Source organism: Sphingomonas sp. Ell38C01, from assembly GCF_055231975.1.
The window spans coordinates 84,758-104,140 of sequence record NZ_JBUYVA010000001.1; the positions used below are offsets into that span (position 1 = coordinate 84,758).

The 19,383-nt window shown below is 70.2% G+C and carries 20 protein-coding genes and 1 riboswitch; of the genes, 10 read left to right on the plus strand and 10 right to left on the minus strand.

Translation table 11 applies throughout. The features are described 5' to 3' along the window. Positions 1-102 precede the first annotated feature (102 nt). Positions 103-570, plus strand: a complete 468-nt coding sequence (locus tag ACV7NO_RS00430) for an N-acetyltransferase family protein (protein WP_463404070.1) — start codon at positions 103-105, stop codon at positions 568-570. 142 nt (positions 571-712) lie between these two features. On the opposite strand, the gene nudC is transcribed toward ACV7NO_RS00430, so the two are convergent. The 3 genes from nudC to ACV7NO_RS00445 are packed head-to-tail and all read right to left on the minus strand — an operon-like array spanning position 713 to position 4,091. Beyond that, entirely contained in the window at positions 713-1,597 is an 885-nt protein-coding gene (gene nudC, locus ACV7NO_RS00435; RefSeq protein WP_463404071.1) for an NAD(+) diphosphatase, read from the minus strand. Next, positions 1,594-2,970: a serine hydrolase domain-containing protein gene (locus tag ACV7NO_RS00440; protein WP_463404072.1), complete on the minus strand. Its 1,377-nt coding sequence runs from the start codon at positions 2,968-2,970 to the stop codon at positions 1,594-1,596. Before ACV7NO_RS00440 ends, nudC begins: the two co-directional genes overlap by 4 nt. Beyond that, positions 2,952-4,091 (minus strand): A/G-specific adenine glycosylase, encoded by a 1,140-nt coding sequence (locus tag ACV7NO_RS00445; RefSeq protein WP_463407241.1) that lies wholly within the window; start codon positions 4,089-4,091, stop codon positions 2,952-2,954. The genes ACV7NO_RS00440 and ACV7NO_RS00445 overlap by 19 nt, the downstream gene beginning before the upstream one ends. A 50-nt stretch (positions 4,092-4,141) precedes the next feature. Here ACV7NO_RS00445 and ACV7NO_RS00450 point away from each other — a divergent pair, with 50 nt between their 5' ends. The 8 genes from ACV7NO_RS00450 to ACV7NO_RS00485 all read left to right on the plus strand — a co-directional run bounded on the left by ACV7NO_RS00450 (position 4,142) and on the right by ACV7NO_RS00485 (position 13,268). Continuing rightward, a complete protein-coding gene (locus ACV7NO_RS00450; protein ID WP_463404073.1) occupies positions 4,142-4,666 on the plus strand; it encodes a DUF721 domain-containing protein in 525 nt (174 codons plus the stop codon). A 12-nt stretch (positions 4,667-4,678) separates the two neighbouring features. Beyond that, positions 4,679-5,356 carry a thioredoxin domain-containing protein gene (locus ACV7NO_RS00455; RefSeq protein WP_463404074.1) on the plus strand — a complete coding sequence of 226 codons (678 nt, stop codon included), beginning with the start codon at positions 4,679-4,681 and terminating at the stop codon, positions 5,354-5,356. Positions 5,357-5,379: 23 nt separating this feature from the next. Continuing rightward, positions 5,380-6,123, plus strand: a complete 744-nt coding sequence (locus ACV7NO_RS00460) for a thioredoxin domain-containing protein (protein ID WP_463404075.1) — start codon at positions 5,380-5,382, stop codon at positions 6,121-6,123. Positions 6,124-6,236: 113 nt separating this feature from the next. Next, on the plus strand, positions 6,237-9,629 hold the full coding sequence (gene smc / locus ACV7NO_RS00465) for a chromosome segregation protein SMC (RefSeq protein WP_463404076.1): 3,393 nt from the start codon (positions 6,237-6,239) through the stop codon (positions 9,627-9,629). Between the two features lie 2 nt (positions 9,630-9,631). Continuing rightward, positions 9,632-9,808, plus strand: coding sequence for a hypothetical protein (locus tag ACV7NO_RS00470; RefSeq protein ID WP_463404077.1), 177 nt, complete (start codon positions 9,632-9,634; stop codon positions 9,806-9,808). An 84-nt stretch (positions 9,809-9,892) separates the two neighbouring features. Further along, the gene (locus ACV7NO_RS00475; RefSeq protein WP_463404078.1) at positions 9,893-11,140 is read left to right on the plus strand and encodes a putative DNA modification/repair radical SAM protein; all 1,248 of its coding nucleotides are present in this window, start codon (positions 9,893-9,895) and stop codon (positions 11,138-11,140) included. Between the two features lie 120 nt (positions 11,141-11,260). Then, positions 11,261-11,746: a hemerythrin domain-containing protein gene (locus ACV7NO_RS00480; RefSeq protein ID WP_463404079.1), complete on the plus strand. Its 486-nt coding sequence runs from the start codon at positions 11,261-11,263 to the stop codon at positions 11,744-11,746. Positions 11,747-11,867: 121 nt separating this feature from the next. Continuing rightward, positions 11,868-13,268: a UdgX family uracil-DNA binding protein gene (locus ACV7NO_RS00485; protein WP_463404080.1), complete on the plus strand. Its 1,401-nt coding sequence runs from the start codon at positions 11,868-11,870 to the stop codon at positions 13,266-13,268. 132 nt (positions 13,269-13,400) lie between these two features. On the opposite strand, the gene ACV7NO_RS00490 is transcribed toward ACV7NO_RS00485, so the two are convergent. Next, positions 13,401-14,195 (minus strand): aldo/keto reductase, encoded by a 795-nt coding sequence (locus ACV7NO_RS00490; protein ID WP_463404081.1) that lies wholly within the window; start codon positions 14,193-14,195, stop codon positions 13,401-13,403. An 80-nt stretch (positions 14,196-14,275) separates the two neighbouring features. Here ACV7NO_RS00490 and ACV7NO_RS00495 point away from each other — a divergent pair, with 80 nt between their 5' ends. Beyond that, positions 14,276-14,914: a DedA family protein gene (locus tag ACV7NO_RS00495; RefSeq protein WP_463404082.1), complete on the plus strand. Its 639-nt coding sequence runs from the start codon at positions 14,276-14,278 to the stop codon at positions 14,912-14,914. On the opposite strand, the gene ACV7NO_RS00500 is transcribed toward ACV7NO_RS00495, so the two are convergent. The 6 genes from ACV7NO_RS00500 to ACV7NO_RS00525 form a co-directional block, all read right to left on the minus strand. Further along, entirely contained in the window at positions 14,905-15,597 is a 693-nt protein-coding gene (locus tag ACV7NO_RS00500; protein ID WP_463404083.1) for a DJ-1/PfpI family protein, read from the minus strand. The two genes, ACV7NO_RS00495 and ACV7NO_RS00500, sit on opposite strands and share 10 nt — an antisense overlap. 21 nt (positions 15,598-15,618) lie before the next feature. Then, positions 15,619-15,699: riboswitch (ZMP/ZTP riboswitch) on the minus strand. 6 nt (positions 15,700-15,705) lie between these two features. After that, entirely contained in the window at positions 15,706-16,215 is a 510-nt protein-coding gene (locus tag ACV7NO_RS00505; protein ID WP_463404084.1) for a DUF2306 domain-containing protein, read from the minus strand. Between the two features lie 150 nt (positions 16,216-16,365). Further along, positions 16,366-16,875, minus strand: coding sequence for a hypothetical protein (locus ACV7NO_RS00510; protein WP_463404085.1), 510 nt, complete (start codon positions 16,873-16,875; stop codon positions 16,366-16,368). A gap of 52 nt (positions 16,876-16,927) precedes the next feature. After that, positions 16,928-17,461 (minus strand): demethoxyubiquinone hydroxylase family protein, encoded by a 534-nt coding sequence (locus ACV7NO_RS00515; protein WP_463404086.1) that lies wholly within the window; start codon positions 17,459-17,461, stop codon positions 16,928-16,930. Beyond that, a complete protein-coding gene (locus ACV7NO_RS00520; protein ID WP_463404087.1) occupies positions 17,458-17,958 on the minus strand; it encodes a disulfide bond formation protein B in 501 nt (166 codons plus the stop codon). The genes ACV7NO_RS00515 and ACV7NO_RS00520 overlap by 4 nt, the downstream gene beginning before the upstream one ends. Beyond that, positions 17,958-19,319, minus strand: a complete 1,362-nt coding sequence (locus ACV7NO_RS00525) for a S41 family peptidase (protein ID WP_463404088.1) — start codon at positions 19,317-19,319, stop codon at positions 17,958-17,960. The genes ACV7NO_RS00520 and ACV7NO_RS00525 overlap by 1 nt, the downstream gene beginning before the upstream one ends. Positions 19,320-19,383 lie beyond the last annotated feature (64 nt).

Sequence of the window (19,383 nt, forward strand, 5' to 3'; positions counted from 1 at the left end):
CGTCATCCCAGCGAAAGCTGGGATCTCTATCCGCCGGGCACGCGCTTTGCGGGAAAGGAGATCCCAGCCTTCGGGGATGACGCAGGCAGACAGGCAGACCCGATGCACATCCGCCCCGCCACCCTCGCCGACGCCGACGCGCTCAGCCGCGTCCTGCGCGACATCATCGCCGCTACCGGCCGCGAGCGCCCCACCGACCCCGACTTCACCCGCGCGCACTATCTGGCCAACCCCGAGAGCATCCGGTGCAGTGTCGCCGTAGACGACGCCGGCGACGTGCTCGGCTTCCAGTCGCTCGTCCGCGCGACCCCGGGCAACCGCTACGACGTGCCCGAAGGATGGGGCATCATCGGCACCCACATCAGTCCCCGCGCGCACCGGCAGGGCATCGGCACCGCGCTGTTCGCCGCCACCCGCCAAGCCGCGGTAGAGGCCGGGCTGGCCAGGATCGACGCCTACATCGCCGCCGACAACCCCACCGCGCTCGGCTATTACGAAGCGCAGGGCTTCCGTACTTGGCGCGAACGCGACGGCATCGTCCAGAAAGCGTTCACGGTCGCGCCATCCTGATCCCCGTCCCTACCCCAACCCGTCACCCCGGACTTGATCCGGGGTCCCGCTTCTTCTTCTGCACCGTCGACGTAAAAGCGGCCCCCCGGATCAAGGCTCTCCTGAGCTTGTCGAAGGGCGTGGGGTAACGACACCAAAGCCCTCACTCCCCCGCCCACAACGTCAGCAACGTATGCGCGATCGCGTACGGCGGCGGCGCGAGGAACGCCCCCTCGTCCCCCGCAAGCACGCTGCGGACCTCGTCGCGCGACACCCAGATCGCGTCCTCCAGCTCGTTGGTGTCGAGCGTGATCGCGTCGTCCTCGGCCTCGGCCACGCACGCGATCATCAGCTGCGACGGGAACGGCCAGGGCTGGCTCGCCAGATAGCGCACGTTCGACACGCGGATCCCCGCTTCCTCCGAGATCTCGCGCGCCACCGCTTCCTCGATCGACTCGCCGGGCTCGAGGAACCCCGCCAGCGCCGAATAGCGCCCCTGCGGCCATGACGGCTGTCGCCCGAGCAGCGCGCGCCCGTCATGCTCCGCAATCATGATGACGACGGGGTCGACGCGCGGGAAATGCTCCGCGTTGCAGTTCGGGCATTTGCGACCCCAGCCGGCGCGGAACAGCGTCGTCGCGGTCCCGCAGTTCGCGCAGAAGCCGTGCCGCGCGTGCCAGTCGAGCACGCTGCGCGCCGCCGCGAACGTCGCCGCCTCGCCCGGGCGCAGCTGGTCGAGCGTCGCGAACAGATTGGGCGAGCGGAACGGCGGCGGCGCCCCTGCACCCGGGATATGCGCCGCGAAGCGCGGGCGCCCCTCGTCGAGCCCGAGCAGCACGAACTCCGCCTCGTCGGGCGCCTCGGTCAGCATCGTCCACGCCAGCTGCCCGTCGTCGGTCGCCTCCGGCTCCCAGGCGTGGAGCCGCAGCAGCCGCGCCTGCCAGTTGCCCATCGCCGCCGCGACGCCCTCCGCATCGTGGCGCAGATGGTCCGCACGGTCGAGCCGGCCACCCGTGAATCCTGGAGGCGTGAATCCCGGCGCGCTCACCGCGACTGGAACCGTGCGGCATCCTTCGCCAGCGCGGGCGGAACGATCTGCCGCAGCCCCCATTTCTCCGCCGGGAAGTAGTTGACCATGATCGTGCCCCGCGCGGTCTTCGCGAAATCGACCCACGCGATCGTTCCCGCCGCGCCACCCCAGCCATAGGTGCCTTTCGACGCGCCGCCGGGCACGTCCTCGAGATACACCGATCCCCCCGCGCCGAACCCCATCTTCGCCGCCGCATTGGTCCCGCCGGTGCCGCCGCCGATCCCCTGGAAGAACACGCCCGCGGGCAGCAGGTTCGACGTCGCCAGCTTCACCGTCTCGGGCTTCAGGATCCGCACCCCGTCCAGCTCGCCATAATTCTGGATCATGTGGAGGAACCGGTCGTAATCGCGCGCCGACGACACCAGCCCCGCCCCGCCATAGGGAAAGCTGGGCGGCGACAGGAACACCGACGTCGCCGCGGGATCGAGCGGCACGCGGTTGTCGCCGACGAACGCATAGTTGGTCGCCAGCCGTGCGACATCCGCCTGCGGCACCGTGAACCCGGTCGATGTCATCTTCAGCGGCGCGAAGATCCGCGTCTGGAGGAACCGGTCGAACGGCATCCCCGACGCCTTCTCGATCACCGCGCCCATCACGTCGAGCCCGATCGAGTAATGCCACACCGTCCCCGGCTGCGCGACCAGCGGCGCCTGCGCGACGCGCTCGGCGAACGCGGCGAGCGAGGTCGGTCGCGCGAGCTTCGCCTTGGCCTCCACCTCGCGGTTGAGCGCGCCGGGCAGGATCCCCAGCCGCTCATATTCCTTGAGCAGCGGCCCCTTGGCGGAAATGTTGTAGCCAAGCCCCGACGTGTGCGTCAGCAGCTCGCGGATCGTGATCGCCGACTTTGCGGGCACGCTGTCGAGCGAGGTGTCGGGGCTGGTCAGCACCTTCACCCCCTTGAACGCGGGGAAGAAGTCCGACAGCGGCTGGTCGAGCCCGATCTTGCCTTCCTCGATCAGGATCATCGCCGCCATCGCGGTGACGGGCTTCGTCATCGAATAGACGCGCCACAGCGAATCGGGGTTCGCGCTCGCCGCACCCGCATCGTCCGCGATTTTTCCCGCCTGGACATAGACCGGTGGCAACCGCCCCAGCCCGAACGCCGCGACGATGCCGGGCACCTTGCCCTCGCGCACCAGCCCGTCGAACAGCGCCTGCGTGTTCGGCAGGATCGCGGCGGCGGACATGGCCGGCACGACGCGCGCGGGCGCCTGCGGCGCGCGGGTCTGCGGCTGCGGCTGCGGCTGGGCCTGGGGTGCCCCGGCATGCGCGATTCCCATCGCTCCCGTCGCCAGCAGGGTTGCCGCACCGATCAGGACCCGTGTTCGCATGTCGCTCTCCGTATTGCATCCGCCGCCTTGGCGAAGACCGTCGGCAGACCCGCCGACTCGAGATCGTCGACCGGCCACCATTCGCCCGCAGCGTGCGCTGTGTGCGCGCCGGCCTCGCCCGTCGCAAGCGCGAGTTGCAGGTCGAAATGCGTGAAGCCGTGCGCGACGGTATGATTGAACAGACGCCAGTCGACCTCGGCCGGCGCGCCCGCGAGGCCGGGCAACGCATCGCCCCAAACTCCGGTCGGCAACGCCCGCATCCCGCCCAGCAGCCCCTTGGCAGGCCGGCGGACGAGCAGAACCTCCCTCCGCCCCCCAGCCCCGTTCGCTGCCCCCTCCCCCGTTCGGGCTGAGCCTGTCGAAGCCCGGCCAGGCCCCAGAAGCGCAGGCCGCCCTTCGACAAGCTCAGGGCGAACGGAGCCAGGTACGGGAGACACCCGCTCCAGCCAGAACACCGTCCCGAACCGCTGCGGCTTCGTCCCCTTCGCCTTCTTCGCCGGAAATGCCTCCGGCGTCCCCAAAGCAAACCCCGCACAATCCTCCCGCAGCGGGCACAACAGGCATTTCGGCCCGCGCGGCGTGCAGATCGCCGAGCCCAGATCCATCATCGCCTGCGCGAAATCCCCCGCGCGCGCGTCCGGCGTCACGATATCCGCCGCCGCCCGGATCCCCGCCCCCTTTGCCGCAATCGCGAACAGCCGCGCCACGACACGCTCGACATTGGCATCGACGACCACCGCACGCCGTCCGAACGCGATCGCCGCCACCGCTGCCGCCGTATACGCGCCCAGCCCCGGCAGCGCGCGCAGCGCGTCCTCGGTATCGGGCAACCGCCCGCCATGCTCGGCCGCGACCACCTTCGCCGCCGCCACCAGATTGCGCGCCCGCGCATAATAGCCGAGCCCCGCCCACGCCGCCATCACGTCGGCCTCGTCCGCCGCCGCCAGCGCTGCGAAGGTCGGCCAGCGCGCCACCCACGCCTCGAACCGCGGGCGCACCGCCGCCACCGTCGTCTGCTGGAGCATCACCTCGGACAGCCACACCCGGTACGGGTCCGCACGCTCGCCCGCCGCCGCGCGCCACGGCAGCACGCGGCGATGCGTGTCGTACCAGTCGAGCAACCGGCGGGCGACGTCGGAGAAGCGCTTGGCGTCCACGCCCCGCCTATGGCATGGACGCGCGGATGAGCAAGCGCGGCCGCGCCCCCGATCCCGACGCCCCCCGGTCCAACCGCCCCCGCGCGGTGGCCGAACTGCTGCCCGCGATCGGCGGCGCGGCGTTCAAGCGCTTCGGCTTCGTCCAGTCGTCGATCGTCAGCCGCTGGGGCGAGATCGTCGGTGAACGGTTCGCGGGCGTCAGCAGCCCCGAATCGATCCGCTTCCCGCACGGCAAGAAGCAGGACGGCGTCCTGACGCTCGTCGTGAAGGGCGCGCACGCGCCGATGATGCAGCATATCCAGCCCGAGATCGTCGAGCGGGTGAACCGCTTCTTCGGCTATCCCGCGGTCGCCAAGGTCGCGATCCGCCAGGGCGACGTCGCGCCCCGCGCGCCGAAGCGCGCCGCGCCCTCGCTCAAACCGGTGCCGCTCGATCTCGGCGCCAGCCTCAAGACCATCGCCGATCCCGAACTCAAGGCCGTGCTCGAGGCACTCGCCGGCAGCGTCGCAGGGTCGAGCGGACTTCCGGTGGTGAAATAGGGCGGTGGTGAAATGAAGAGATTCCTTACGCTGTTCGCCGCGCTCGCCGGCACCCTCACGATCGCAGCCGCCACCCCGCGCGACTGGACGACGCTCGCCCGTCCCGCACCGCAAGGCAGCTACGTCGTCGGCAACCCCGCCGCGAAGGTGCGGCTCGTCGAATATGTCAGCTACACCTGCCCGCACTGCCGCCATTTCGAGGAGGAGGCCGCGCCGACGCTCAAGGCGAAATGGGTGCGCTCGGGATCGACCAGCATCGAATATCGCAACGCGGTCCACGATAAGCTCGATCTCGCCGCCGCGCTCCTCGCGCGCTGTTCGGGCGCCGCCGCCTTCTCGCGCGTCCACGCCGCCTTCTACGCCAACCAGTCGATATGGCTCGATCGCGGCGCCGATTTCGACCAGGCCAATGGCGCCCGCCTCCAGCTCTATCCGCAGGACGCGCAGCTGCGCGCGCTCGCCGACGGCGCGGGCCTCGTCGCGCTCGCGAAGCAGGCCGGCGGAATGACCGACGCCGGCATCGCCGCGTGCTTCGCCGACCCCGCACAGCTCAACCGCGTCCTTCAGGTGTCCGCCGCCGCGGTCGCGAAGAGCAATTCGACGCCCGCATTCGAGGTGAACGGCAAGCTCGTCACCAACGTCGGCTGGGCGAAGCTGCAACCCATTCTCGCCGCCGCCGGCGCGCGCTGATCTTTCCCACGGAGTATCCTGCGATGACCCTGCGTTCCGCCCTTCTCGCGCTCCCGCTGCTGCTCGCCGCGTGCGGCAGCGCGAGCGACGGCAACAGCGGCGCGCCCGCCGCGCCCGCCGGCTCGGTCGCCACCACCACCGCGCCCACCGGCCAGAAATGGACCGACGTCGTCAGCAAGACGCCCGAGGGCGGCTATGTGATCGGCAACCCCAACGCCCAGCTCAAGCTCGTCGAATACGGCTCGCGCACCTGCCCCACCTGCGGCGCGTTCGGGCAGACCGGCATGCGCCCGCTCGAGGAGAAATACGTCTCGACCGGCAAGGTCAGCTACGAATTCCGCGACTTCCTGATCCACGCGCCGGATCTCGGCGTCGCCACGCTCGGCCGCTGTGCCGGCGCCACGCCCTTCTTCCCGATCCTCGAGCAGATGTTCGTCGAGCAGCCGACCTTCCTGACGAAGCTCGAATCGCTCCCGCCCGAATTCCAGGCCAAGCTCCAGGCGATGACGCCCGCGCAGCAGGCGACCGCCTGGGTCGAGTATCTCGGCTATATCGACTGGATGAAGCAGCGCGGCGTGCCCGAGCAGCAGCTGCGCCAGTGCCTCGCCGATACCAAGGCGATCGAGGAACTGGGCAAGATCACCGAAACCGCGATGCAGGAAAAGCAGGTCAGCGGCACCCCCAGCTTCTTCCTCAACGGCAAGATGCTGGAGAACACCGTCGCCTGGCCGCAGGTCGAGCAGGCGCTGAAGGCCGCGGGGGCGTAACCGGTCGCTGATCCATCCCCGTTCGGGCTGAGCCTGTCGAAGCCCTGCCCTTCTTATCCACCGTGGACAGAAGAACAGCCCTTCGACAAGCTCGGGACCAACGGGGAGTTCGAATGCAGATCAAGCGCCTGCGCCTTTCGGGCTTCAAGAGCTTCGTCGACCCCGCCGATCTGCGGATCGAGCCGGGGTTGACCGGGGTCGTCGGCCCCAATGGCTGCGGCAAGTCCAACCTGCTCGAGGCGCTGCGCTGGACGATGGGCGAGACCAGTGCGAAGTCGCTGCGCGGCGCGGGCATGGACGACGTCATCTTCGCCGGCACCGCAACCCGCCCGGCGCGCCAGTTCGCCGAAGTCTCGCTCCTCGCCGAGATCGCGGGCGAGGAAACCGAGATCGTCCGCCGGATCGAGCGTGGCGCGGGCTCCGCCTACCGGATCGACGGCCGCGACGTCCGCGCGCGCGACGTCTCGCTGCTGTTCGCGGACGCCGCCACCGGCGCGCATTCCCCCGCACTCGTCAGCCAGAACCGCATAGGCGCCATCATCGCCGCCCGCCCCGCGGACCGCCGCGCGATGCTCGAGGACGCCGCTGGGATCGCGGGGCTCCACGTGCGCCGCCGCGACGCCGAACAGAAACTGCGCGCGACCGAGGCGAACCTCGCCAAGCTCGACGAACTCATTGCGGATCAGGACGCCCGCGCCGCGTCGCTCCGCCGGCAGGCGCGGCAGGCGGAGAAATACCGCACGCTCTCCGCGCAGATCCGAGTCGCGGAGGCGCGGCTGATCTACGCGCGCTGGCGCGACGCCGCGACCGCCGCAGACGCCGCGAAACGCGAAGCCACCGCCTGCGAAGCGCGCGTCGGCGCCGCGACCGAGGCACAACGCGTCGCCGCTGCCGCACAGGCACACGCCGTCGACACGCTCGCCACCGCCCGCGCGGAAGCGCTTGCCGCCCGCGACCGCGCCGGCGCGGCGGCGCACGCGCTCGCGACGCTGCGCAGCGAGAAGGCCGCGGTCGAACGCCGCGTCGCCGATCTCGCCGCCGCGCGCGCGCAGATCGCCGCGGATCGCGACCGCGAAGGCGCGCTCGCCACCGACGCCGACGCCGCGCTGCGCCGACTGGCGGAGGAGTCCGCCACGCTCGACGCCCGGATCGCGACCGCCGCCGCCACCGTTCCCGCACTGGACGCCGCGCTTGCCGACGCAGAGCGCACCGCGCGCGACGCGGAGGTCGCGCTCGCGCAGGGCCTCGCGCGACAGGCGGGCGAGCGTGCCGACGCCCGCGTCGCGCACGCCGCGCTCACCGCCGCCGCCACCCGCGCGGATCGGGCCGCGCGCGAGGCCGCCACCGCCGCGCACGCGCGCGCCGCGCTAGGCGATGCCGCCCCGCTCGAGCGCGACCGCGACGCCGCGATCGCCGCCCGCACCGCCGCCGACGCCCGCCGCGACGCCGCCCTCACCGCGCTCGCCGACGCCGATCGCGAAGAGCGCACCGCACAAGGCGAACGCGACACCGCGCAGACCAGCCGCGCCACCGCCCGCGCCGATCTCGCCGCGCTCGACGGCGAGGCTGCGGCGCTTACCCGCGCGCTTCGCAGCGATGGCCGCGACCGCGTGCTCGACAGGCTGACCGTCGCCCCCGGTTACGAACGCGCCGTCGCCGCCGCGCTCGGCGACGATCTCGAAGCCGGGCTCGATCCGGCGGATGCCTATTGGGCGGGTGCGGACATACCAGCGGGCGATCCCGCCGCCCCGGCATCGTCTCTCGCCTCCCACGTCACGGCCCCAACCCAACTCGCCCGCCGCCTCGCCCAGATCTTCGTGGTCGATCACGACGACGGTCGCCAACTCGCCGCGGGCCAGCGCATCGTTACCCGCGCGGGCGCGATGCGCCGCTGGGACGGGTTCGTCGTCCGCACCGCAGGCGTCGCCGCCGCCGAACGCCTCGAGCGCCGCAACCGCCTCGCCGCGCTCGCCACGCAGCGCCCCGCGGTCGAGCGCACCCTGCGAACCGCCGAAACCGCCCTCGCCACCGCCGAGCACCGCATCGCCACCGCCCGCGACGCCGCCAAGGCCGCCCGCGCCACGCTCGCCGAAGCCGACGCCGCGATCCGCACCGCGACACAGGCCGAGGATCGCGCCGCCGCCGCGCTCGATCGCCGCGCGGGCCAGCGCGTCGATCTCGATGCCCGCGTCGCCCGCACCGCCGCCGACCGCGACGAGGCGGAAGGGGAACGGGCCCGCGCCGCCACCACGGTCGCCGCGCTCCCCGATACCAGCGCGACCGATGGAGCCATCGCGCTGCGACAGCGCGAAGCCGACGCCGCGCGCACCGCGGTCGCCGAGGCGCGGTCCGAGCGCGCGACGCTCGACCGAACGCTCGCCGCCGATCGCGAGCGCCGCACGCTCACCGCCGCCGATGCCGCCAGCTGGCGCGCGCGGGCGGGCGACGCCGCGAAGCGGATCGCCGGCATGGCGAAGCGCGACGCCGATCTCGCCGCCGAAGCTGGCGCGATCGCCGACCGCCCCGCCGCACTCGACGCCGGCATCGCACGCGCCACCGCCGATCACGACGCCAGACACACCGCCGCAGCCACGCTCGCCGATGCGGAACGCGCCGCAGACGCAGACCTACGCCGCGCCGAAGCCCGCGCCCGCGACGCCGACGAAGCGCTCTCGCAGGCCCGCGAGGCGCGCGCCGGCGCCGCAGCACGCCTCGAAAGCCACGAACTGCGGCGCGTCGAGATGGGCCGCGTCTCGGGCGAACGCTTCGAATGTCCCGCCCCCGTCCTGCCCGAGAAGCTCGGGTTCGACCCCGCCACGATCCGTGCACCACAGGACGAATCCGCCACGCTAGAGCGCACCACCGCGGAGCGAGAGCGCCTCGGCCCCGTCAACCTCGTCGCCGAACGCGAGCTCGCCGATCTCGAGGCTGCGGGCGCGGGCAACGCCGCCGAGCGCGCCGAGCTGGGCCAGGCGGTCGCGCGGCTCCGCGGATCGATCGGGACGCTCAACCGCGAAGGGCGCCAGCGGCTGCTCGCCGCGTTCGCGGCGGTGGACGCGCATTTCCGCCGGCTGTTCGCCACGCTGTTCGATGGCGGCCAGGCGCATCTCGAGCTCGTCGATTCGGACGATCCGCTCGAGGCGGGGCTGGAGATTATGGCGCAACCCCCCGGCAAGCGGCTCCAGTCGCTGACGTTGCTGTCGGGCGGCGAACAGGCGCTGACGGCGGTCGCGCTGATCTTCGCGCTGTTCCTGACAAACCCCGCCCCGATCTGCGTCCTCGACGAGGTCGACGCCCCGCTCGACGACGCCAATATCGAACGCTTCTGCGACCTGCTCGACGCGATGGCGCGCGAAACCGCCACGCGCTACCTGATCGTCACGCACAATGCGGTGACGATGAGCCGGATGCACCGCCTGTTCGGCGTCACGATGATCGAACGGGGCGTCAGCCGGCTCGTCTCGGTCGACCTGCAGGCCGCCGAAACGTTGCTCGCGGCGGAGTGAGCATGTTCCTCGACGACACCCACATCTGGCCCCGCGACGAGCGCCCCGCGCCGCCACCACCGCGATCGCGCCGCGAGCGCGTCATCGCGCGGATGCTGCTCGCCTATGCGCTGGCGCTACTGCTGGTCCCGGTCAGCTTCGACGGCATCGTCGACGTCGTGCGCTGGTTGGTGGGATAGAACGACCGGTCCCGGCAAGTGGGAGTGAGCCACATCAACCACTCCCCGCTTGCACCTGCCCACCCCGGAACGTAGAGCGAACACATGGCCCAGCTCGATGTTCGTGAAAAGCTCGAGATCCTCGCTGATGCCGCGAAATACGATGCGTCCTGCGCATCGTCGGGCACCGCGAAGCGCAACTCGCGCGACGGCAAGGGGCTCGGCTCGACCGAGGGCATGGGGATCTGCCACGCCTACGCGCCCGACGGCCGCTGCATCTCGCTGCTCAAGATCCTGCTGACGAACAGCTGCATCTTCGATTGCCATTACTGCATCAACCGCAAGAGCTCGAACGTCCGCCGCGCGCGCTTCACCGCCAAGGAGGTCGTCGACCTGACGATCGCCTTCTACAAGCGCAACTATATCGAGGGGCTGTTCCTCTCCTCGGGCATCATCAAGTCGTCGAACTACACGATGGAGCAGATGGTCGAGGTCGCGCGGTCCTTGCGCGAGGATCACCATTTCCGCGGTTACATCCACCTCAAGACGATCCCCGACGCCGATCCGGAGCTGGTGCATCAGGCCGGGCTCCACGCCGATCGCGTCTCGATCAACGTCGAGCTGCCGACCATCGGCGGCCTCACCCGCCTCGCCCCCGAAAAGTCCGCGACCCGGATCGAGGACGCGATGCGCGACACCAAGCGCGCGATCCTCGACACCGGCGATGCGACGAAACGCTACAAGTCCGCGCCGCGCTTCGCCCCCGCCGGCCAGTCGACGCAGATGATCGTCGGCGCCGATGCCGCGACCGACGGCGACATCGTCACCAAGGCGTCGACGCTCTACGGGCGGTTCAACCTGCGTCGCGTCTATTATTCCGCGTTCAGCCCGATCCCGGACGCGAGCGCGGTGCTGCCGCTCCAGCGACCGCCGCTGATGCGCGAGCACCGCCTCTACCAGTCGGACTGGTTGATGCGCTTCTACGACTATCAGCCGCACGAGGTCGTCGCCGCCGCGGACGACGCGACGGGCATGCTCCCGCTCGACATCGATCCCAAGCTCGCCTGGGCGCTCAAGTTCCGCAGCATCTTCCCCGTCGACGTCAACCGCGCCCCGCGCGAACTGCTGCTGCGCGTTCCCGGTCTCGGCGTGAAGGCGGTTGCGTCGATCGTCACCGCGCGGCGCTGGCGCCGGTTGCGGCTCGCCGACGTCGCGCGGCTGACAGTCTCGATCGCCAAGGTCCGCCCGTTCCTGATCGCGGAGGACTGGCGCCCCGTCGCGCTCGCCGATCGCGCGGACCTGCGCCCGATCGTGGCCCCCAAACGCACCCAGCTCGAACTCTTCGCGGCGTGAGACGGGATTTGAACCGTGCTCGTGCGGTTTGCGGTGCCGCCTTTGACCATCGCATGAGACTCACTCGCAGGTGAAACGCGCGGCGGTCTTGCCGGTTATCGTCGACGAAGGAGATTTTCCATGGCCGACGCCCGCATCTTCGCAGACCTGAAAAAGGATCACGACCGCCACCGCGAACTGCTCGCACAGCTCGCCGAGACGAAGGGCGACACGCCCGAACGCCGTGAGCTGTTCGATACCTTCCGCGTCGAGGTCGGCGCGCACGCCGCCGCCGAGGAGGAGTCGCTCTACGCGACCATGCTCGCCAATCCCGAGCTGCGCGACGACGCGCGCCATTCGGTCAGCGAGCACAAGGAGATCGACGACTATTTCGGCGAGCTGGCCGAGATCGATATGGCCTCCTCGGCCTGGATGGCGAAGTTCAAGGAGATGCGCCACCGCTACGAGCATCATATCGATGAGGAGGAGGAAGAGATGTTCCCCGCCGCCGCCGAAGAGCTGTCCGACGCGGAAGAAGCGCGCCTTGCCAAGGTCTTCGAGGATCGCAAGCCCAAGGAGCTGGAGGCTGCCGAAGCCAACCCGCCCGGCAGCGACGACCGCGATTGAGGCTTCCGTCGTCCCCGCGAGGGCGGGGATCCATCTCCCACAATCTTGCTACTCGCCACTGTTGGAGCGAAACAGACCCGCAGTAGATGGATCCCCGCCCCCGCGGGGATGACGACATGAGATGAAGCGCGTCACCCTCCCCGACCCCGACGATTTCGACGCATGGCGCGACGCGGCCCGCGCGCTCGCGGCGGATCACGTCCCGCCCGATGACATCGTCTGGCAGGTCGGCGACGCCCCCGAAGACCTGTTCGCCGCTACCGCCGACGCGGTCGCGCCTGCGCCCTCCGCCACACTCGCCGTTCCGCGCGCCTTCCTCGATCTTGCGCGCACCGTCGTGCTGTCCTCGGACCCCGAACGCTTCCCGCTGCTCTACACGCTGCTCACCCGGCTCCAGCGCGAGCCGAAGCTGATGGACGACCGCGCCGACCCCCTCGTCCGCCGCCTCGACACGATCGCGAAGCCCGTCCGCCGCGACATCCACAAGATGCGCGCGTTCCTCCGCTTCCGCGAGGTGAGCGATGATGATGGGGCGCCCCGCTACGTCGCGTGGTTCGAGCCCGACCACCACATCGTCCGCGCCAACGCCGCCTTCTTCGTCAACCGCTTCGCCAGCATGCGCTGGTCGATCCTGACGCCGGAGGTGTCGCTCCACTGGGACGGCAAGGCGTTGAGCGAAGGCCCCGGCGCGACCAAGGCCGACGCGCCCGACGGCGATCCGACCGAGGAGGTGTGGAAGACCTATTATGCCAGCATCTTCAATCCCGCCCGCGTCAAGGTCGGCGCGATGCTCAAGGAGATGCCGCGCAAATACTGGAAGAACATGCCCGAAACCGCACTGGTCCCGCAGTTGCTGGCGCAGGCACAGGCGCGGGAGAGCGGCATGATCGAACAGGCGCGCGCAAAGGATCAGGCCGATATCGGCGGCAACCGCGGGGCGGCGTGGGCCGCGCTGCGCGAGGAAGCGGCGGGGTGCACCCGCTGCCCGCTTTTCCGCCCCGCGACGCAGACCGTCTTCGGCGAGGGTCCCGTCGCCGCCCGCCTGATGTTCGTCGGCGAGCAGCCGGGCGACCAGGAGGACCTCGCGGGCCGCCCCTTCGTCGGTCCTGCCGGACAGGTATTCGACCGCGCGATCGCGGAGGCCGGGATCGCGCGTGACGACGCATATGTCACCAACGCGGTCAAGCACTTCAAGTTCGAGCAGCGCGGCAAGCGCCGCATCCACGCCAGACCCGATACCGGCGAGATCGACGCGTGCCGCTGGTGGATCGAGCAGGAACGCCTGCTGGTCCAGCCGCAGGTGACGGTCGCGCTCGGCGCGACCGCCGCGCGCTCGCTGTTCGGCCGCACCGTCACGATCGGCCGGGAGCGCGGCCGCCCGATCGCTCTGCCCGAGGGCGGCCAGGCATGGATCACCGTCCACCCCAGCTATCTGCTCCGCCTGCCAGACGCGGCGCAGGCGGAGGTAGAATATACGCGCTTCGTGGAAGACCTGCGTGGTGCCTACGCGCTGCTCACCTGACCGTCGCCACGGCGCCATCCCCCAACCGTCATCCCAGCGGAAGCTGGGATCTTTCGCCAGTTGGCGCGCGCCTGGACGAGAGAGATCCCAGCTTCCGCCGGGATGACGGAAACGCTGCGACCGGGCGGGGCGTCACATCGCCTCGGGCTCCGGCCCCATCCGCCCGTCCGCATCGTCGAGCGCATCGATCGCCGCGATATCCTCCGCCGCCAGCCGGAACGCAGCCGCAGCGTAATTGTCGCGCAGATGCTCGGCGTCGCCCGCCTTGGGTATCACCGACAAGCCATGCGCCAGATGCCACGCGATCACCACCTGCGCCGGCGTCATCCCACGCCTGCCCGCGACCGAGACGACCGCCGGGTCGCCCAGCACGTCGCCCTGCCCCAGCGGGCTCCAGCTCTGCGTCACGATCCCGTGCGCCTCGTGATACGCGCGCTGCTCGCGCTGCTGGAACCGCGGGTGCAGCTCGATCTGGTTGACCGCGGGCGTCACCCCCGTCGCCGCGACGATCGCGTCGATATGCTCTGGCAGGAAGTTCGACACCCCGATCGATGTCGCCTTACCCGCCTCGCGCAGTGCGACCAGCGCCTCCCACGCCTCGACGAACTGCCCGCCCGACGGATGCGGCCAGTGGATCAGATACAGGTCGACCGCATCGCGCCCGAGCAGAGCCAGGCTCTCGTCGAGCGCCGCTTCGGCGTCGCCATGCCGGTCATGCCACAGCTTCGTCGTCACCCACGCATCGCTCGCCGCCAGCCCTTCGCCGACACCGCGCTCGTTGTGATACATCGCTGCGGTATCGATCAGCCGGAACCCCAGATCGAGCCCCTGCCGCACCAGCGCGGGGGCATGCGCGTCGGGGATCTTGTAGGTGCCCATGCCGAGTTGCGGCATCGCGCGTCCGTCGTTGAGTGTCAGGTTCGTCATCCGCGCCCAACCGGCCAGCGCCCCGCGCGGTTCCCGTCCTTGCCTTGACCCGGCCCGGCGCTTCGCGCATCGCGCGCGCCATGTTCGAGAAGATCCTCGCCGCGCTCGCCACCTTCACGATCGGCGTCATCTCCGCCGGCGGCTATTGGGGGATCGCGCTGCTGATGGCGATCGAGAGCGCGTGCATCCCGCTCCCGTCGGAGATCATCATGCCGTTTGCGGGCTATCTCGTGTCAACGGGGGAGCTCAACCTCTATCTCGCCGCCACCGCCGGCGCGCTCGGCTGCAACCTCGGCTCGATCGTCGCGTACGAGATCGGGCGACGCGGCGGGCGACCGCTCGCGGAGCGCTGGGGCCGCTACGTCCTGATCGGCCCGGGCGAGCTCGACCTGGCGGACCGGTTCTTCAACCGCTGGGGCAGCTGGGCGATCCTGATCGGGCGGATGCTGCCGATCGTTCGTACGTTCATCGCGTTTCCCGCGGGCGTCGCGCGGATGCCGCTCGTCCGCTTCCACGTCTACACCTTCATCGGCTCGTGGCCGTTCTGCCTGCTGCTGACGTGGATCGGCATGACGCTGGGCGACAAGTGGAACAGCGATCCGCGGCTGAAGGCGTTCTTCCATCAGGCCGATCTCGCGATCGGGCTGGTCTTGGTCGCCGCGGTCGCCTTCTACGTCTGGCACCGCATCCGCGGGCTCAGGACGCCGCCTCAGGCATAACCGCGTTTGGCGGCAGCCGTACGCAACCGCGCATCGCGATCCCCCGCGATCGCCGCGATCCGCGCCTGGTACATCGCGACGAGCCGCGGGTCCGCGCGCTCGGGCGATCCCGAATCGAACGGCGGCTGCGGATCATATTCGAGCGAGAGCTGCACCGCCCGCGCATGCGTTTCGCCACGCAACAGCGCGGTCAGCGTGAAGGCGAAGTCGATCCCCGCGGTCACCCCGCCCCCGGTCACGCGGTTGCGATCGACCACCACGCGTTCGGCGACCGGCTCCGCGCCGAACAGCGGCAGCATGTGCCGCTGCCCCCAGTGGCACCCCGCACGATACCCCTCGAGCAACCCCGCCGCGCCCAGGATCAGCGACCCGGTGCACACGCTCGTCACCCATGTCGCCTCCGCGCCGATCGCTGCGACCCACGCCATCGCGTCGTCGTCCGCGATCACGCCCTCGATCCCCATGCCTCCGGGGACGCACAGGATGTCCGCGACGGGGACGTCCGCGAAGGTGGCGGTCGGCTGGATCGAGAAGCCCGCATCGGTCGGCACCGGGTCCAGCGTTTTCCACACGAGATCGAGCCTGGCGTTGCCGAGGCGCGACAGCACCTGCACCGGCCCCGTCAGATCGAGCTGGGTCACATCGGGGAACAGCAGGAAGGCGATACGGATAGGATCGGTCATGCGCGGCACTCCTTCGCTTCGAGGATATGCCCAGGCGCGCGGCAAGCGATCGTCCGCGCTCCCTCGTGGTGCTCCACGGTTGCGCCAGTCATGCGGACGACTCAGGTCCTAACCGAAAAGCCAGTGGCCGAGAAGCCGGTCGAACGGAAAGGTGAAGAACCCCGCGATCAGCAGCGCGCCCGTCACCGTCCCGCGCACCGCCCGCCTGTGCCGTACGACGTTGCCGGTCCGCGCGGTCCACCAGATCAGCGGCGCCATCGCGATCGTCCCGACCGACAGGATGTGGATCACGCTGAACCCGGGCGGGTTGCCGTGGCGGACGAATAGCGAGACGACCGCGGTCGCGAACATCGCCGCGACCCACACCGTCCCCAGCACCCGGTGCCGCCGGTCGCCGCGCCGCCGCAACAGGATCACCGGCGTCAGCCCGGTCGCGAGCAGCACCGTCGCGAGATGCAGCCACACCCCCGCGGGCACCCGCGCCCAGTCCGCCTGCCCGCGCAAGATCGCGGCCAGCGCTGCGACAAACAGCACGATCGCGGCAAAGGCGAGCCCACGCTCGTACCAGTCCGCTTCAAGCGGGCGCGCAGGTGCCCGGCCTTCGAACGTCGTCGCCATGATAAACTGCCCCCTTCACCCACGGACGTGATCCGGGGTCCCGCTTCTACGCTACCCGCCTGAAAGAAGAAGCCGGACCCCGGATCGGGTGCGGGGTGACGAAGGATGGAAATCCGCACCCCATACCCGGCAAGACGCCGACGATATCTTCTACGGCAGATCCGGCGTCGCTGCCTTCGTCCGCGCCTTCACGTCCGCCTTCGCCCGCGTCGCGCCCCGGACGAAGCACCCCGTCGCGCCTCCGATGCCGACGGTCGAACACGTCCCGACGCCCACCCCGCCGACATCGCGGTTCGCGGCTTCCTTCACCGCCCAGCTCTGGTTCTCGGGCGTCACTTCGAAGTTGCGCAGTTCCTTGGGAATGCGGAACTGCTCCTGCGCGCTGCGGCGCTGGCACACGACGATCTCCTCGCCGTTGGTGTTCGTCGGACAGCGCTCGTTGCCATAGAGCGTCAGCACGCCGTTGACCGGCGCGCGCGCGGCGAGCGGCGCGGGCGCGTCGGCCAGCGTCGCGCGCGGCGCGCCCGGCAGCGCGGGCTTCACCGAACGCTCCATCAGCAGCGGCGGCGGCCGCTGCGTCGACGATGGCGTCGCGGTCTGCGCCATCAGCGGCGGGGCGAACGCAACCGCCGCCAGTGCGACGAGAAACGGACGTATCATGGCACTCGCTCTCCCGCCAAATTCACTTTGGGGCGTCGTCATATCAAGGCCCTCAGAACCGCTTCGCCGCCGCGATCGCGACACGGCAGCCCAGCCGGATCGCGGCGCTCATCACCGGATAGCCGATCGCATTCTCCGCGCCCGCGGCCAGCGCGGCGTCGCGATGCTCGACCTCCTCCGCCTGGAAGTCGCGGATCGCCTCCGCCAGTTCGGAGTCGCTGTCGCCCAGCTCGGTCAGCTGGTCCTCGTAATGCGTGTCGATCTCGGTCTCGACCGCGGCGGTGCACGCCATCGCCGCCTCGGGACCCATCGCCGCGGTCACCGCGCCCAGCGCGAACCCCGCGATGTCCCAGAAGGGTTGCCCGATCGTCGGCCGGACGTGGCGCTTGGCGATCATCCGGTCGAAGAACGCCAGGTGCCGCTCCTCCTGCAACGCCATCCCGGAGATCGCGCGCGCGGCGGGCGTGCGATACCCCATCACCGCCAGCTGCCCCGCATAGATCCGCGTGGCGCCATATTCGCCCGCCTGGTCGACGCGGATCATCGATGTCGTATCGGGGCGCCGATCGCCCGGTTTCCACGTCATGCGCGCTTCCTCAACAGCCCTGCGATCGCCAACGCGCCGCCCAGCGAAAAGATCGCGTTCCACCCTGCGAGCGAGATGCCCAGCAGCCGCCACTGCGCCGCGTCGCACCGGATGACGGGGGCGGCGAGAATCCGCCGCAGCATCTCGTCGGTGCTCACGCCCTCGCCCGTCACCATCGTCGAACACGCGGTGATCCCCTGCCACCAGTGATATTCGACCCCGGCATGGAACACGCCGATCAGCCCGGATACCGCGATCAGCACCGCCGCGCCTGCGACCAGCGCGATCTTGGCCCCGCGCACCGGCACCGCGAACGCCAGCACCGCCATCACGATCGCGCCGTAATGCGGCCAGCGCTGCCAGTGGCACATCTCGCACGGGTACAGCCCGCCGAACAGCTGCGATCCCCACGCCCCCGCCAGCAGCAGCACCGGGACCGCCAGCGCCAGGAACCGCGCGCGGTTCTGCGACAGCGTCAGCATGCCGACATGCGGCATCAGTTCTTCGCCTTCTTCTTCGCCGAGTCCGCCGCCAGCGACTGCGTCACCGCCGCCACCTGCGCCGCGCCGCCCAGCCGCGCGACCGTCTTGAGCGCGTACCACAGCTGGAAGTCGTCGATCCCCTGCTTCTTCAGGCTATCGGGCGTCGCGGTGAAGCGCGGATCGTCCTTCGTATCCTCCTCGAGGATCTTGTTGTCCGCCTTCACCTCGTTGATGAGGTGGCGGCGCAGGTCGGCCTCGCGGAACACCGGGCGCGTCTTGAAATCGGGGTCGCTCAGCTGCGGCACGAGGATATCGGGCTCGATCCCGCCCTCCTGCACCGACCGGCCCGATGGCGTGTAGTAGCGCGCGGTGGTCAGCCGCAGCGCGGTCTGCGGACCCAGCGGCAGCAGCGTCTGGACCGATCCCTTGCCGAACGTCCGCTCGCCCATCACCAGCGCGCGGTGATGATCCTGCAAGGCGCCCGCGACGATCTCGGACGCGCTCGCGGTCCCCGAATCGGTCAGCACCACGACCGGCAGGCCGTGCGCGTCGTCGCCAGGCTTGGCGTAATAGCGTTCGATATCGGTCTTCTCGCGCCCGCGCTGCGACACGATCTCGCCGTGATCGAGGAACGCGTCTCCCACCGCGATCGCCTGAGTCAGCAGCCCGCCGCCATTCTCGCGCAGGTCGACGACATAGCCCAGCGGCCGGTGACCCAGCGCCTTGTCGATCGCCATGATCGCCGCACGCGTATCCGCGCCGGTATTCTCGGAGAAGGTGTTGATGTTGATATAGCCGACATCGCCCTTCACTTCCCACTTCACCGGGCGCTGGACGATCACCTCGCGGTTCATCGCCACCTCGATCGGCTTGTCGCGGCCGGGGCGGACCAGCGTCAGGCTGATCTTCGTCCCCGGTTTCCCGCGCATCTGCCCGATCGCCTCGTCCAGCGTGGAGCCGTAGATCAGCTTGCCGTCGATATGCGTGATGTAGTCGCCGGACTTCACTCCCGCGCGATACGCCGGCGTGTCCTCCTGCGGCGCGATCACCTTCACCGCGCCGTCCTCCATCGAGACGGTGAGGCCCAGCCCGCCGTAATTGCCCTCGGTCTGGATCTTCAGGTTCTGGAAATCGAGCGCGTCGACATAGCTCGAATGCGGATCGAGGCTGGTCAGCATCCCCTGGATCGCGCCCTTGATGAGCTGCTCGTCGGTCACCTTGTCGACATAATCCGCCTTCACGCGATTATAGACGTCGAGGAACTTGTCCATCTCGCGGTACGTCGCGGTGTCGACCGCGGCCATCGAGGCCGTCGCGACGGGCAGCAGCGCCAGCGTGGTCACGATCGCGGTCGCCTGGAAGAACTTGCGGGTCATTCGGTATCCTGCGGCGTCGGTGGAACAGGGGGGGTGAACGCGGGACGATAGCGGCTTCGCGCGG

Coding starts and splice junctions, on each gene's coding strand:
- ACV7NO_RS00520 (WP_463404087.1), bottom strand. CDS start 17,958: ATGCCGCATGTCGGCATGCTGACGCTGTCGCAGAACCGCGCGCGGTTC.
- ACV7NO_RS00500 (WP_463404083.1), bottom strand. CDS start 15,597: ATGACCGATCCTATCCGTATCGCCTTCCTGCTGTTCCCCGATGTGACC.
- ACV7NO_RS00460 (WP_463404075.1), top strand. CDS start 5,380: ATGACCCTGCGTTCCGCCCTTCTCGCGCTCCCGCTGCTGCTCGCCGCG.
- ACV7NO_RS00515 (WP_463404086.1), bottom strand. CDS start 17,461: ATGACGTGGAAACCGGGCGATCGGCGCCCCGATACGACATCGATGATC.
- ACV7NO_RS00455 (WP_463404074.1), top strand. CDS start 4,679: ATGAAGAGATTCCTTACGCTGTTCGCCGCGCTCGCCGGCACCCTCACG.
- ACV7NO_RS00490 (WP_463404081.1), bottom strand. CDS start 14,195: ATGACGAACCTGACACTCAACGACGGACGCGCGATGCCGCAACTCGGC.
- ACV7NO_RS00440 (WP_463404072.1), bottom strand. CDS start 2,970: ATGCGAACACGGGTCCTGATCGGTGCGGCAACCCTGCTGGCGACGGGA.
- ACV7NO_RS00430 (WP_463404070.1), top strand. CDS start 103: ATGCACATCCGCCCCGCCACCCTCGCCGACGCCGACGCGCTCAGCCGC.
- ACV7NO_RS00450 (WP_463404073.1), top strand. CDS start 4,142: ATGGACGCGCGGATGAGCAAGCGCGGCCGCGCCCCCGATCCCGACGCC.
- ACV7NO_RS00510 (WP_463404085.1), bottom strand. CDS start 16,875: ATGATACGTCCGTTTCTCGTCGCACTGGCGGCGGTTGCGTTCGCCCCG.
- ACV7NO_RS00475 (WP_463404078.1), top strand. CDS start 9,893: ATGGCCCAGCTCGATGTTCGTGAAAAGCTCGAGATCCTCGCTGATGCC.
- ACV7NO_RS00495 (WP_463404082.1), top strand. CDS start 14,276: ATGTTCGAGAAGATCCTCGCCGCGCTCGCCACCTTCACGATCGGCGTC.
- ACV7NO_RS00525 (WP_463404088.1), bottom strand. CDS start 19,319: ATGACCCGCAAGTTCTTCCAGGCGACCGCGATCGTGACCACGCTGGCG.
- ACV7NO_RS00485 (WP_463404080.1), top strand. CDS start 11,868: ATGAAGCGCGTCACCCTCCCCGACCCCGACGATTTCGACGCATGGCGC.
- smc (WP_463404076.1), top strand. CDS start 6,237: ATGCAGATCAAGCGCCTGCGCCTTTCGGGCTTCAAGAGCTTCGTCGAC.
- ACV7NO_RS00480 (WP_463404079.1), top strand. CDS start 11,261: ATGGCCGACGCCCGCATCTTCGCAGACCTGAAAAAGGATCACGACCGC.
- ACV7NO_RS00470 (WP_463404077.1), top strand. CDS start 9,632: ATGTTCCTCGACGACACCCACATCTGGCCCCGCGACGAGCGCCCCGCG.
- ACV7NO_RS00505 (WP_463404084.1), bottom strand. CDS start 16,215: ATGGCGACGACGTTCGAAGGCCGGGCACCTGCGCGCCCGCTTGAAGCG.